This window comes from Paraburkholderia fungorum (genome assembly GCF_003610895.1).
GTDB lineage: Bacteria > Pseudomonadota > Gammaproteobacteria > Burkholderiales > Burkholderiaceae > Paraburkholderia > Paraburkholderia fungorum_B.
In genome coordinates this window covers 218,473-232,350 of record NZ_MCAS01000056.1, presented here as the reverse complement: position 1 = coordinate 232,350, position 13,878 = coordinate 218,473, and the positions used below count along the sequence as shown (strand labels likewise).

Genomic DNA, 13,878 nt, shown 5'->3' with positions numbered 1-13,878 from the left:
TGTCATTTGACTTCGTTGGCGCAATGCTTCAAAAGCGTGGTTCGAAACTCGACTTACATGGTATTCTGCGCGCCGATTTTCGCTGTATTGCAGGCGCGATAGTGTTGGATTAATCCAGGCGACAAACGGATCTCGCAGTCGAAGACAATAAAAGAGGGATGCGATGAGCGCGATATTTGCCGTGATCGGCGCGGTGATCGGGATAGTGGCCGCCGTGTCGAACGATTTTTCGATCGCTTTCGGTGCATTGGTAGGGGGGATGGCTGGCGTTGTGCTCGCACGTCTGCTGCAAAAGCGGTCCCCACCGTCCGCGAACAACCCCACGCCTAAACCGGCTGCGTCCGGCAACCTGAACAGCCCGGCCGGCAGCCCATCCGGTGAACTGGCCGCGCGTGTCGAGCGACTCGAGCACGAGCTCGTCGTTCTGCGCGGTGAGATCCACGAATTGCGAGCCCGCGTCGCCGGTACATCGGCCATCGGGAACGTGGATGGCGAGTCGGCGGTGCCCCAACAGCGTCCGGCCGATGTCGTGCCGCATCCGTACGCGATACTGCCCGCTGTGGAGCAGTCGCCGCTTCGCGAGCCTGCCGTAGCACCGGCGCAGCCGGCAGCAGCGCGCTCGACGGTGAGCGTCAGCGCCAGCGCGGTCGCGCCGCCGGCCGCCGATTCGCCGCTACCCGCGCAAACCCCGCCCGCGCCACCGTCTCCGCCCGCACCGCCCGCACCGCCACGCGGTCCGGGTCTCGCCGAGCGCCTCTTCAAAAGCGCTCGTGACTGGCTATTCGGCGGCAATACGGTCGTGCGGGTCGGCATCGTCGTGCTGTTCTTCGGCATTGCGTTCCTCCTCAAATACGCCGCCGACAACAGTCTGCTGCCGATCGAGTTCCGCCTCGCCGGCGTTGCGCTGGCCTCGAGCGTTCTGCTCGGGCTTGGCTGGCGCATCGGCGAGCGCCGTGGCGCGTACGGGCTGATCCTGCAGGGTGGGGGCGTCGGTGCCCTTTACCTGACCGTGTTCGCCGCAACCAGGCTCTACCATCTGCTGCCGGCAGGTGCGGCCTTGCCGTTGATGATCGCGATTTGCGGTTTGAGCGCATTTCTGGCAGTGCGGCAGAACGCGTCGTCGCTGGCCTTCATGGGCAGCGCGGGCGGCTTCCTCGCGCCGGTGCTCCTGTCGACGGGCGGCGGCAGCCACGTGATGCTGTTCAGCTACTACGCGCTACTCAACGCGGGCATTCTCGCGATCGCGTGGTTCAAGGCGTGGCGCCCCCTGAATCTGCTTGGCTTCGTGTTCACTTTTTCGATCGGCGCCGCTTGGGGCGTGACGGCTTACCGCCCCGAATTGCTGGCAAGCACCGAGCCGTTCCTGATTCTGTTCTTCCTGATGTATGTCGGTATCGCATTGCTCTATGCGGTGCGCCGTGAGATCGCGCTCAAGCATTACGTCGACGGCACACTCGTGTTCGGCACGCCTCTCGTCGCAATCGGCCTGCAAGCGGCGCTGATGAAGGGCGCTGAATTCGGTCTGGCGTGGAGCGCGGTGGCACTGGCCGCGTTCTATCTCGCGGTCGCGGGCTGGCTGGCGCCGAGGCGCGTGCGCCTCGGCATGATGTTCGATGCGATGCTCGCGCTGGCCGTGATCTTTGCCACGCTCGCCGTGCCGCTCGCTTTCACCGGACCGACCACTAGCGCCACCTGGGCAATCGAAGGCGCCGCGATCACCTGGCTCGCCGTGCGTCAACGGCGCCTGAGCGCGTTCGGTTTTGGCCTGCTGATGCAACTGGCAGCGGCTGGCGCCTATGTTGTCGGCACATACGCGCAGACCGACAGCGCGCACGCCTGGCCGATCCTGAATGGCGCATACATCGCGACCGTGCTGATCTCGATCGCGGGTGTCTTCACGGGATGGCGCTTGCATGGACGCAGCGAAGCGGGCGCCTGGCACGCATGGATGCCCCAGATCGGCCTCGTCGCCGGAGTGTGGGGGCTGTTGTGGTGGATCTGTGGCGGCCTTCATGAAATCCACGCGTACGCGCATACGCATCTTGCATATGATCGCGATCGTTTCGAAGCGGCCATCATCGCCCTGTTCGCCGTTCTGACGACGTGGCTCGCGCACGGCGCGCATCGCAAGCTGCGCTGGCCGCTTGCCGAGCTGCCGGCTTTGGGACTCGTGCCGGTCCTCGCTTTGCTGACGCTGAGTCTGTTCATGCTGAGCATGGCGCCGGTGAGCGGTTACGGCTGGCTGGTTTGCGCGGTCGTTGCAGTGACCACCTATGTGCTGCTGTGGGCTCAGCAGCGTGACGTCGGCGATCGTGTGCTCGCACTGCTGCATGTGCTGATGTTCTGGACGGCCGGCGCGCTCATCGCGCTCGAAGGCTATTGGGGCTTGCGCGCCTACGTGCCGGAAGGCGCGTGGAGCTGGAGTGCATGGGCGTATGGCTTCGGCATTCTATTGCTGCTGGTGGCGGGCGTCGGGCATCGTTTGCGCTGGCCGGTCGCGCGCTTCCAGCAGGCGTATCAGGTGTGGGGCGCGGCGCCGCTCGCGGCTTTGCTGTGGGCGTGGAGCATCGCAAGCGTGACGAGCGACGGCAGCGCCGCGCCGCTCTTCTGGCTGCCCATTCTCAATCCGCTGGACGTGGCGCAAATCCTCGCGGTTGTTGCCTGTGCCGTGTGGCTGCGGCGCCTGCACGCGCTGGGCGTGCACTGGCACCCGCGGGCCTTCGACTACGCGGTCCTCGCGACCCTGTTCCTGTGGTTCAACGCGTTGCTGCTGCGCACGCTGCATCATCATTTCCATGCAGCGTACGATGTCGATGCGGTGCTGGCGTCGTTCAATTTCCAGCAGGTGTTTCTGGTCGGCTGGAGCGCGTTTGCGTTTGCCGGGCTGTGGCTTGCGCGTCGCGACAGCATCGTGCGAGTGTGCGCGATTGCCTCGACGCCGCTCGTGCTGGTGATGTGGATATGGACGTTCTACGCGAACCTGACACAGGATGGCGGCGCGTGGGCACGTTTGCCGCTGCTCAATCCGCTCGACCTGGTGCAGGCGGTGATTTTTGCATTGGCGGGGTTGTGGCTCATGCGCATCAGCCGACTCGGCGTGCCGCTCGGCGAGTACCGCGTGCCCTTGCAGGTGACGGTCGGCGTGACCGGCTTCATCTGGCTCAATGCGATGCTGCTGCGCACGCTGCATCACTGGATCGGCGTGCCCTATCAGCTCGATGAGATGTCGCACTCGATGCTGGTGCAGGCCTCGGTCTCGGTGTTCTGGACGGTCTGCGCGCTGGCTATGATGATCTGGGCGACGCGCCGGGCCAGCCGGATCTTCTGGTTTATCGGCGGCGGCCTGCTGGCGGCGACCGTCGTCAAGCTGTTCCTGTTCGACCTGTCGCATGTGACCGGTATCGAGCGGATCGTGTCGTTCATCGGTATTGGCCTGATGTTGCTGCTGATCGGCTACTTCTCACCCTTGCCGCCGAAAGCCGCTGTTCTGGAAACTGAGCAATGAAGCGTGTCTCGATAGTGGCGGGGTGGTGTCTTGCGATCTCGTCCGTGTGGGTGTCGACGGGGGCCGTAGCGGCCGACCGGTTTGCGCAGCGCTTTGCGCTCGAACTCGAAAGCGGCGCCGCTTACTACAGCGTGCCGCTGCCGGCAGCCGTGTACGCTGCCAGCCAGCGCCACGATCTCGGCGATGTACGCGTGTTCAATGGCGCGGGCGAGCCCGTGCCGTATTCCCTCGAAGCGCCGCGCGAGCCGTCCCGTGCACCGGCCAAGGTGCTTCCGGTGCGCTGGTTTCCCTTGCCGGCGGCCGCTCCCGGCAACACTGGCGCACCACTCGGCGTGGCGATTGCCGCTGACGGGTCGTTGCATGCAACGTCGGCGTCACCGTCGCGCGATCAACAGGACGCCGAGCTGGTCGACGTCGCGCGTGAGACACGGGGAGGCGCCCGGATCGACGCATTGGTCGTCCATGTGCGCGACGACAATTACCAGGGGCGTGTCAGCGTCGAATCGAGCGACGATTTGCGCAGCTGGCAACCCGCCGGCGAGGCGCAACTGCTCAAGGTGAGCTACAACGGCAGCACGCTGAGCCAGGATCGTATCGAGCTGGTCGGCATGCGTGCCCGTTACCTGCGTTTGCACTGGCTCGACGGCGCACCGTACATCGAATCGATCGATGCCCAGGTGCAGGCGGCCGGCGTCGACAACGCGCAGCGCGCCGATACTCAACGGGCGTGGCGCGAAGGCATTGTTGCCCGGGCGGGTCCGAAAGACGGCGAGTATTTCTTTGAGACCGGCGGCCCTTATCCCGTCGACCGCTTGCGTCTGAATCTGCCGCAACCGAATACCGTGGCGCCCGCGGTCGTTTACTCGCGCGCGGGGCTGGAGTCGGCCTGGCGAGAGGTATCCAGCGCGACCCTGTTCCGCTTGCACAACGGCACGGTGGAGCAACGCAACCCATCGCTTGAAATGGCGCCCGACACGGATCGTCAATGGCGCGTGGTGGTCGACACGCGCAATGGCGGTTTGGGAAGCGGCACGTTGACAGTCGCCGCGGGCTGGCGTCCGGCGACGCTCACTTTCGTCGCGCGCGGCGCTGCGCCTTTCACGCTGGCGGTGGGGAGCGCGGTCGCGCTGTCATCGGCGGTGAGCCGGGCGGATCTGTTGATGGGGGCGTCGTCGGTCGCTGTCACGGCGCGGGTGGGTGAAGCGCTTGCCGACCAGCCCGGGGACGGTGCGCAGTCGCCTGGCAAGGATCCCGACGCGCTGCGGCGCTACCTGTTGTGGGCGGCCTTGCTGCTGGCCGTCGGCTCGCTCGGTGCGATCGCCTGGCGGCTGGCGCGTGGTGCTCAGGCGCCGGCTGGGGGTGTGGCCGGCGGCGTTGGCGGAACCGGTGAAGCGGGCCGCACGGGCGGACCGGCAGGTGGTGTGTCTGACGGATCAGGCTCGGCGAGCGCTGCCGATGCAGGCACTCCCCACGCTGACGGTCAAGATTCCGGAAAGAACTGACTTCGGCGCGAGCGTGTTCTGGCGCGGAGGATCGCGCAGAATGGTGAGGTCGGAACGCACCGGGGGCGTGCACAGTAGCGCGGGATGACGCAGCGAGGAATCGCAGCGCGCTGAGGCGTCGCGCAGCGTCAACACGCACACACCGCGTACTCTCTCTGAGGCGCATCGCCACCCAGGGGCGGCGCGCTCCTGCTTATCCCTCTCGCTCCGACATCGTGTCGATGATCTTGTCGAGCGCCTCGCCGAACGCGAGCTTTTCCTGTTCGTCGAGGCAGTCGAACAAATCCCCATTCCACTTGCGCGCGATCGGCATCACCTTGCGATAGAGCGCGCGGCCTTCGGGAGTCAACGACACCAGCACGACGCGGCCGTCTTCAGCACTCGGCTCGCGTTTCACGAGGCCTTGCTTGATTAACGCCTCGGCCGCACGGCTCGCCTGGCTCTTGTCGAGGTTAGCGTGCCGCGCCAGTTCCATGATCGAAAACGGTCCGAACGAGCCCACCGATGCAATCACCCGCGCTTCGGGCAGTGTCACGCCCAGTTTGTCCTGATAGCGCTCGCTGATGCCGCGCTCGGCGAGTTTGTTCAGGACATGCAGACGGTACGTCAGGAACTGCTCGAGTCCGGTTTTGGCGGAAGCCTTCATGGTCGTCCCGTGATGAGTGGCGCGGTTGTGGCGCTGTGATTGTTGCCGCAACCGTCCTGCCGGTCAACGCGTGCCGTATTTCAGGCGCGTCAACTGTTCGGCTTCGTCCGCGAGCAGGCGCGCCGCGTCGCGAATCGCGACCTCGAGCGTGATCGGCCCGGGTGCCGGCGAGAAGCAGCCGCTGAAGTATTCGGCAAGGCGCGGCAGCGCCGCGGAGTCGACCCCGCCGGAGAGCAGCGTGGCCGGAACGCCCGCTGCCTGCGCATGGCGGCAAGCGATGAACGGCGCCTTGCCGTGCAGCGTTTGCACGTCCGAGCGGCCTTCGCCGGTGATCAGCCAGTTCGCGCCTTCGAGCGCCGCGTCGAGACCGATCTGCCGCGCGACGGTTTCCGCGCCCGGCTCGAACTGCGCACCCAGCATGTGCAACGCGAAGCCGAGGCCACCGGCAGCACCCGCGCCGGGCTGGTCGCGCGCGGTGCGCCCCAGCGCCGCTTCGAGCAGATCGGCGAAGCGGGCGAGGGCGGCGTCGATCGGGGCAACCTGTTCCGGCTTCACACCTTTTTGCGGTCCGAACACTGCGGTTGCACCGTGATCGCCCGTTAGCGGATTGTCCACATCCGACATGCCGACGAACTGCGTGTCCGCGAGGCGGGCGTCCAGCTGCGACACGTCGAGCCGCGCCACGCGGGCAAGCTGTTCCGGGGTTGCGTCGAGTTCCTTGTCTTGTGCGTCGAAAAGCTTGAGGCCGAGGCCGGCCAGCAGGCCGGCGCCGCCGTCGTTGGTGCTGCTGCCGCCGAGTGCAACGAAAAAGCGCCGCACGCCGGCGTCGAGCAAGGCGCTAATCGCTTCGCCCATGCCGCGCGTGCTACGCGCCTCGACCGGCACGCCCATGCCGACCGGATCGGTAATGCCGACGATTTCCGCTGTTTCGATGATTGCGCTGCCATCCGCCAGCAGGCCCGTCAGCGCCTCGCGCACCGGACCGGCCGCGCCGCGCACGCTCAGCTTGCGGCGCTCGCCACCGCTCGTGAGCATCGCGTCGAGCGTGCCTTCGCCGCCGTCGGCCATCGGACAGATACGCACACTGGCATCCGGCCGGGCGCGCTGGATGCCGGACGCGATCGCTTGCGCGACCTGTTCCGCGCTGAGCGAGCCTTTGAAAGAGTCGGGAGCAATGACGACGACAGGCGATGACGGCAAATTCGGCATGGTGTCTCTGAATGGTTGGAGTCGATGCGAAGACCGGCGGTTGAGCAGCTGCGTGGCTCACCCCGAGCGCGTCCGTTAGCTTATCAGCATGGGCGCGCCGACTGAATATGTCGAATGGCATAGCCGGGATCGTCCATCGGAAGCCGCGCGCAAGTTGCGGCTGGGGAGGCGGGCAGCCGGCGCGGCTTGCAGCCCTGCGGGGCTTTCTGGCGCAAGCGGCGCCGCCAAAAAAGGCTTTCACCCGCCGCGCGAAGACTGGGGGCGGCCAGGCAATGGATGCAACGCAGGGACCGGACAGCTACCGGCGAGCGGCAAAGAGGTGAAAAACAGCGCGGAAATCGGCCTGAACACCGATAAAAACGCGCCCAATCATCGAATCCCGGCTAAGCGCGCAAATAGTTTGCTAAAATATTCGGCTCTTTGGACCCAACCGTGCTGCCGGCGGCCTGCAAGCCCGCGGCGCAGGCGCCGAATTGATGTGACGCGCGACGCGAAGCGACGTCGAAAAGCGGCACGGAGAAGATAACTGATTCGCTCGAATAATTTTAGGACGATTGAAGCCATGGCTAACGTTGTTGAAAACCTCGGCAAGCTCGAACGCCGCGTAACGATTTCCCTGCCGAAGGATGCCGTGCAGAAGGAAGTGGATTCGCGTATCCGTCAACTCGCAAAGAACGTGCGCATGCCGGGTTTCCGCCCGGGCAAGGTGCCGCTCAAAATGGTGACGCAACAGTATTCGGGCCAGGTTGAAGCTGAAGTGCTGAGCGACAAGGTCGGCAAGGAGTTTTTCGACATCAGCCGCGCCGAAAATCTGCGCGTTGCCGGTCAGCCGAGCTTCGCGCCGAAGGCCGACGCTGCTGAAGCCGACTACGCGTTCGACGCGACCTTCGAGGTGTATCCGGAAGTGAAGCTGGGCGACGTCGCCACAGCTGAAATCGAGCGCACCACGACCACCATCAGCGAAGCGGAAATCGACCGCACGCTGGACATCCTGCGCAAGCAGCGCGTGCATTTCCACGCTCGTGGCGAATCCGGCGAGCACGGCGATGGCGGTGCGGATACGGCAGCCAAAGACGGCGACCGCGTGACGGTCGACTTCGTCGGCAAGATCGACGGTGAAGTGTTCCAGGGCGGCAGCGCCGAAGACTTCGCATTCGTGCTGGGCGAAGGCCGCATGCTGCCGGAATTCGAAAAGGCAGCGCTCGGTCTGAAGGTTGGCGAGGCGAAAGAATTCGACCTGGCTTTCCCGGCTGACTACCACGGCAAGGATGTTGCCGGTAAGACCGCGCAATTCACGATCACGATGAAGAAGATCGAGTGGCCGCACCTGCCGGAAATCGACGGCGAATTCGCGAAATCGCTCGGCATCGAAGACGGTGATCTGGTCAAGATGCGCGCCGAGATCAAAGACAATCTCGAACGTGAAGCGAAGCGCCGCACGCAAGCTATCGTCAAGAACCAGGTCATGGACGCGCTCCTGAAGATTTCGGAACTCGACGTGCCGAACGCGCTGATCTCGCAAGATCAGGAGCGTCTGGTCGGTATGGCGCGCCAGGACCTCGAGCAACGTGGCGTGCCGAACGCCGCTGACGCACCGATCCCGGCTGAAATGTTCAAGGAACAGGCTGAGCGTCGCGTGAAGCTGGGCCTCGTGCTGGCCGAGCTGGTCAAGGCTAATGAACTGCAAGCCAAGCCGGAGCAGATTCGTGCCGAAGTCGACGAATTCGCGAAAAGCTACGAAGACCCGAAGGAAGTCGTCCGCTGGTATTATTCCAATCAGCAGCGTCTTGCCGAAATGGAAGCGTATGTCGTTGAAGCCAACGTCGTCGATTTCGTCCTCAGCAAGGCCAAGGTGACGGACAAGGAAGTAAGCTTCGAAGAACTGGCAAGCGCAACGGCGCAAGCGTAAGCGTCGCTGCAACGGCGTGCCGGCTGTCGGAGCGACGGCTCGCACGCCGTTTTTTTGTGCTGTGAAAGTACGTTGCGTTTTGCATGGCGCGTTTGCACGGCGTCGCACACCGCGTTCGCGCTGATCGGGCACTTGAATACGGTCTCGTCGGCCACACCTGTCTAGCACCTAATATTTAGAATATTTCCAGACAAGGATCCATTGCATGACCTTTCGCGCCCAAATGCTGGACACGCTGACCTCCCAGTCGTCGCGGGATCTCGAAGCGCAGGCGCTCGGACTGGTGCCGATCGTCGTGGAAACGAGCGGCCGCGGTGAGCGCTCGTATGACATCTATTCGCGTCTGCTGAAGGAACGCATCGTGTTCCTGGTCGGCGAAGTGAACGACCAGACGGCCAACCTCGTCGTCGCGCAGATGTTGTTCCTTGAGAGCGAAAACCCGGACAAGGACATCAGCTTCTACATCAACAGCCCGGGCGGTTCGGTTTCGGCCGGGATGGCGATCTACGATACGATGCAGTTCATCAAGCCTGACGTGTCGACCCTGTGCATGGGCCTCGCGGCCAGCATGGGTGCGTTCCTGCTGGCAGCCGGCGCAAAGGGCAAGCGTTTTGCGCTGCCGAATTCGCGCGTGATGATTCACCAGCCGCTGGGCGGCGCGCGCGGCCAGGCGTCGGACATCGAAATCCAGGCACGTGAAATCCTGTACCTGAAGGAACGGCTGAACCATCTGCTGGCGCATCACACGGGCCAACCTGTCGAGCGTATCGCCCGCGACACCGACCGGGACAATTTCATGTCCGGCGATGACGCGCAAGCGTACGGTCTGGTTGACCAGGTGGCGCACAAGCGTCCCTGAATCGTCGGTGCGGTCTTGCCCTGAAACCGGGTGAGGCCGTCATCGGATCGATTGTGAAATAATCAAGACTCGTCCGAGCGCCTGCGGCAAACGCCGTCACCTTGGCTCAAGCCCCGCCCCGCCTAAACTGCGAGGCTGGGGCAAACGGCGTATCATGTAATCGAGTGTCCGGAGGCTCACACATCTATGGCGGACAAGAAAAGTTCTAACAGCGAAAAGCTGTTGTATTGCTCGTTTTGCGGCAAGAGCCAGCATGAAGTCAAAAAGCTGATTGCAGGCCCGTCGGTGTTCATCTGTGATGAATGTATCGACCTGTGCAACGAAATCATCCGCGATGAGGCTGCAGGCGCGGGCATCGAGGCGGGCTTGTCCAAGTCCGATCTGCCGAGCCCGCAGGAAATCCGTGAAATCCTCGACCAGTACGTGATCGGTCAGGAGCGCGCGAAGAAGATTCTCGCGGTTGCGGTGTACAACCACTACAAGCGCCTCAAGCACCTCGACAAGAAAGACGAGATCGAGCTGTCCAAGAGCAACATCCTGCTGATCGGCCCGACCGGTTCTGGCAAGACCTTGCTCGCGCAGACGCTCGCGCGCCTTCTGAATGTTCCGTTCGTGATTGCTGATGCCACGACGCTGACGGAAGCCGGCTACGTCGGCGAAGACGTCGAGAACATCATTCAGAAGCTGCTGCAGAACTGCAATTACGAAGTCGACAAGGCCCAGCGCGGTATTGTCTACATCGACGAAATCGACAAGATCAGCCGCAAGTCCGACAACCCGTCGATCACCCGTGACGTATCGGGCGAAGGCGTGCAACAGGCCTTGCTGAAGCTGGTTGAAGGTACGATGGCGTCGGTGCCGCCGCAGGGTGGCCGTAAGCATCCGAATCAGGATTTCATCCAGGTCGACACCACCAATATTCTGTTCATTTGCGGTGGCGCATTCGACGGCCTCGAGAAGGTCATTGTCGACCGGACCGAGAAAACCGGTATCGGCTTTGGCGCAAGCGTGAAGAGCAAGCAGGACCGTGACGCCGGCGAAGTGCTGCGCGAAGTGGAGCCGGAAGATCTGATCAAGTTCGGTCTGATTCCTGAGCTGATCGGCCGTCTGCCGGTGGTCGCTACGCTGGGCAAGCTCGACGAAGCGGCGTTGATGAAGATCCTCGTCGAACCGAAGAATGCCTTGGTGAAGCAATACCACAAGCTGTTCAACATGGAGCGCGTCGAGCTCGAGATTCGCCCGGCTGCGTTGCAGGCTGTCGCGCGTAAGGCGATCCGCCGCAAGACGGGTGCCCGGGGTCTGCGTTCGATCCTCGAACAGGCGTTGCTTGACGTAATGTATGACCTGCCGCAAATGAAAGGCGTTAGCAAGGTCATCATCGACGACAACGTGATTGACGGCGACGGCAAACCGCTACTGATCTATGAAGACGCGCCCAAAGTGGCGGGTTCGAACTGATCGGCTTTCGGGTTACGCAAAAAAAGCCGTTCATGGCAACGTGAACGGCTTTTTTCGTTTATCGTGTGGTCAGGCTTGTTGTTTTCACTATGGAGTCACTGAACCTTCGGAGTCACTGAACTTTTCCCACACGCGGAGGCTTGCAATCTTTTCTGCTGGCCTCACCTATCGAACGAACTGATTCCACTCATGGGGAAATGAAATGTCAGGAACCCAACTCCTTCCGCCGGAACGCATTACGCTCCCGCTGCTCCCGCTGCGTGACGTAGTCGTCTTCCCGCACATGGTGATTCCGCTCTTCGTAGGCCGCCCGAAGTCGATCAAGGCTCTCGAAGCAGCGATGGAAGGCGGCAAGCACATCATGCTCGTCGCCCAGAAAACGGCTGCGAAAGATGAGCCGACCGAAAAGGACATGTACGAAGTAGGGTGTATCGCCAACATCCTGCAAATGCTCAAGCTGCCCGATGGCACCGTTAAGGTGCTCGTCGAGGGCTTGCAGCGCGCCAAAACGCTTTCCATCGAAGAACAGGAAACGCAGTTTTCGTGCGAGGTCATGCCGCTCGAACCCGACCACGCCGACAGCGCCGAAACTGAAGCGCTGCGCCGCGCGATCGTGTCGCAGTTCGACCAGTATGTGAAGCTGAACAAGAAGATCCCGCCGGAGATCCTGACGTCGCTGTCGGGCATTGACGAGGCTGGCCGTCTGGCCGATACGATCGCGGCACATCTGCCGCTCAAGCTCGACCAGAAGCAGCACATCCTCGAAATGTTCCCGGTCATCGAGCGCCTCGAGCATCTGCTCGCGCAGCTCGAAGCCGAGATCGACATCCTGCAGGTTGAAAAGCGCATCCGCGGGCGTGTGAAGCGCCAGATGGAGAAGAGTCAGCGCGAGTACTACCTGAACGAACAGGTCAAGGCGATCCAGAAGGAACTGGGCGAGGGCGAAGAAGGTGCGGATCTCGAGGAACTCGAGAAGCGCATCACGGCTGCCCGCATGCCGAAGGAAGCCAAGAAGAAGGCCGACGCCGAGCTGAAGAAGCTCAAGCTGATGTCGCCGATGTCGGCTGAAGCAACGGTTGTGCGCAACTACATCGATACGCTGATCGGCTTGCCGTGGCGCAAGAAGAGCAAGGTCAACAACGACCTCTCGAATGCGGAACGCGTGCTCGACGAAGACCACTTCGGTCTCGAGAAAGTGAAGGAACGCATTCTCGAGTATCTCGCGGTCCAGCAACGTGTCGACAAGGTGAAAGCGCCGATCCTGTGCCTCGTTGGGCCTCCGGGTGTGGGTAAGACGTCGCTGGGTCAGTCGATCGCTCGCGCTACGAACCGCAAGTTCGTGCGTATGGCGCTTGGCGGCGTGCGCGACGAAGCCGAAATTCGCGGCCACCGTCGTACGTATATCGGTTCGATGCCCGGCAAGATTCTGCAAAGCCTGACCAAGGTTGGCGTGCGCAATCCGCTCTTCCTGCTCGACGAAGTCGACAAGATGGGCCAGGATTTCCGCGGCGATCCGTCGTCGGCTCTGCTGGAAGTGCTCGATCCGGAACAGAACCATACGTTCGCCGATCACTACGTCGAAGTGGACTTCGATCTGTCGGACGTGATGTTCGTGGCGACGTCGAACTCGCTGAACATTCCGCCGCCGTTGCTCGACCGGATGGAAGTGATTCGTCTGTCGGGTTACACGGAAGACGAGAAGGTCAGCATCGCGCAACGTTATCTTTTGCCCAAGCAAAAGAAGAACAACGGCCTCAAGGAAGGCGAGGTCGATGTGACGGAATCCGCGATCCGCGACATCATTCGTTACTACTCGCGCGAATCGGGCGTGCGTTCGCTCGAACGTGAGATTTCGAAGATCTGCCGCAAGGTCGTGAAGATGCTTCTGCTGAAGAAGGCAGAAGGCGCGGTACAGGTCGACGCCAGCAATATCGACACGTTCCTTGGCGTGCGCAAGTACGACTTCGGTCTGGCGGCAAAGGAAAATCAGGTTGGCCAGGTCACGGGTCTTGCGTGGACGGAAGTCGGCGGCGATTTGCTGACGATCGAAGCCGCGGTGATGCCGGGTAAGGGCAATGTGATCCGCACGGGTTCGCTCGGCGACGTGATGAAGGAATCGGTCGAAGCAGCGCGCTCGGTGGTCCGTTCGCGTTCGCGCCGTCTTGGCATCAAGGACGAAGCGTTCGAGAAGCAGGACATTCACATTCACGTGCCGGAAGGCGCAACGCCGAAAGACGGTCCGTCGGCTGGTATCGCGATGACGACCGCCCTGGTGTCGGTGTTGACCGGCATTCCGGTGCGTGCAAATGTCGCGATGACGGGCGAAATCACCTTGCGTGGCGAAGTTCTGCCGATCGGCGGCCTGAAGGAAAAACTGCTGGCAGCGCATCGCGGCGGTATCAAGCTGGTGCTGATCCCGGAAGAAAACGTCAAGGACTTGACGGAGATTCCGGACAACGTGAAGAACGCGATCGAAATCGTGCCGGTCCGGTGGATCGACAAGGTGCTCGAGTTGGCGCTCGAACGTGTGCCTCAGGCATTGCCGGAAGAAGAGCCGAAGCCGGCGGCGCCTGTTGCGGCGGCTGAACCCGGCAAGGACGCCAGTGCGACGGAAGTCGTGAAGCACTAAGTCAGCCTTCGGCGAAAGCCGTTTGCTGTAAAAAAACCCGCGACTTTGTCGCGGGTTTTTTATTGCCGGTGAGAAATCGGAAGGTACGTTTGGAAGGCGCGCGATCCCATTTTTTGAGCAAAGAGCCTCGCGCGTCATCGACAGTTTCGCAAGCATCGATT

At 62.6% G+C, this 13,878-nt stretch carries 8 protein-coding genes; 6 read left to right on the top strand and 2 right to left on the bottom strand.

From position 1 onward, the window contains the following. Positions 1 to 163: 163 nt before the first annotated feature. Entirely contained in the window at positions 164 to 3,505 is a 3,342-nt protein-coding gene (locus tag BCY88_RS34940) for a DUF2339 domain-containing protein (protein WP_120348649.1), read from the top strand. Then, positions 3,502 to 5,007 carry a DUF3999 domain-containing protein gene (locus tag BCY88_RS34935; RefSeq protein ID WP_120348648.1) on the top strand — a complete coding sequence of 502 codons (1,506 nt, stop codon included), beginning with the start codon at positions 3,502 to 3,504 and terminating at the stop codon, positions 5,005 to 5,007. Before BCY88_RS34940 ends, BCY88_RS34935 begins: the two co-directional genes overlap by 4 nt. 193 nt (positions 5,008 to 5,200) lie before the next feature. On the opposite strand, the gene BCY88_RS34930 is transcribed toward BCY88_RS34935, so the two are convergent. Together BCY88_RS34930 and BCY88_RS34925 are read right to left on the bottom strand one after the other, a co-directional pair. After that, positions 5,201 to 5,653 carry a MarR family winged helix-turn-helix transcriptional regulator gene (locus BCY88_RS34930; protein ID WP_120348647.1) on the bottom strand — a complete coding sequence of 151 codons (453 nt, stop codon included), beginning with the start codon at positions 5,651 to 5,653 and terminating at the stop codon, positions 5,201 to 5,203. A gap of 63 nt (positions 5,654 to 5,716) precedes the next feature. Beyond that, on the bottom strand, positions 5,717 to 6,862 hold the full coding sequence (locus tag BCY88_RS34925; RefSeq protein ID WP_120348646.1) for a glycerate kinase: 1,146 nt from the start codon (positions 6,860 to 6,862) through the stop codon (positions 5,717 to 5,719). Between the two features lie 562 nt (positions 6,863 to 7,424). Between BCY88_RS34925 and tig the strand changes: the two genes are divergently transcribed. The 4 genes from tig (at position 7,425) to lon (ending at position 13,717) form a co-directional block, all read left to right on the top strand. Continuing rightward, positions 7,425 to 8,771 carry a trigger factor gene (gene tig / locus BCY88_RS34920; protein WP_120348645.1) on the top strand — a complete coding sequence of 449 codons (1,347 nt, stop codon included), beginning with the start codon at positions 7,425 to 7,427 and terminating at the stop codon, positions 8,769 to 8,771. Positions 8,772 to 8,976: 205 nt separating this feature from the next. Continuing rightward, positions 8,977 to 9,630, top strand: coding sequence for an ATP-dependent Clp endopeptidase proteolytic subunit ClpP (gene clpP, locus BCY88_RS34915; RefSeq protein WP_007182010.1), 654 nt, complete (start codon positions 8,977 to 8,979; stop codon positions 9,628 to 9,630). 186 nt (positions 9,631 to 9,816) lie between these two features. After that, on the top strand, positions 9,817 to 11,088 hold the full coding sequence (gene clpX, locus BCY88_RS34910) for an ATP-dependent Clp protease ATP-binding subunit ClpX (RefSeq protein ID WP_120348644.1): 1,272 nt from the start codon (positions 9,817 to 9,819) through the stop codon (positions 11,086 to 11,088). Between the two features lie 202 nt (positions 11,089 to 11,290). Continuing rightward, a complete protein-coding gene (gene lon, locus BCY88_RS34905; RefSeq protein WP_120348643.1) occupies positions 11,291 to 13,717 on the top strand; it encodes an endopeptidase La in 2,427 nt (808 codons plus the stop codon). The last annotated feature ends 161 nt before the right edge of the window (positions 13,718 to 13,878 follow it).

Excerpts from the sequence above, each read along its gene's own strand:
- BCY88_RS34940 (WP_120348649.1), top strand. The coding sequence starts at position 164 with ATGAGCGCGATATTTGCCGTGATCGGCGCGGTGATCGGGATAGTGGCC.
- BCY88_RS34935 (WP_120348648.1), top strand. The coding sequence starts at position 3,502 with ATGAAGCGTGTCTCGATAGTGGCGGGGTGGTGTCTTGCGATCTCGTCC.
- BCY88_RS34930 (WP_120348647.1), bottom strand. The coding sequence starts at position 5,653 with ATGAAGGCTTCCGCCAAAACCGGACTCGAGCAGTTCCTGACGTACCGT.
- BCY88_RS34925 (WP_120348646.1), bottom strand. The coding sequence starts at position 6,862 with ATGCCGAATTTGCCGTCATCGCCTGTCGTCGTCATTGCTCCCGACTCT.
- tig (WP_120348645.1), top strand. The coding sequence starts at position 7,425 with ATGGCTAACGTTGTTGAAAACCTCGGCAAGCTCGAACGCCGCGTAACG.
- clpP (WP_007182010.1), top strand. The coding sequence starts at position 8,977 with ATGACCTTTCGCGCCCAAATGCTGGACACGCTGACCTCCCAGTCGTCG.
- clpX (WP_120348644.1), top strand. The coding sequence starts at position 9,817 with ATGGCGGACAAGAAAAGTTCTAACAGCGAAAAGCTGTTGTATTGCTCG.
- lon (WP_120348643.1), top strand. The coding sequence starts at position 11,291 with ATGTCAGGAACCCAACTCCTTCCGCCGGAACGCATTACGCTCCCGCTG.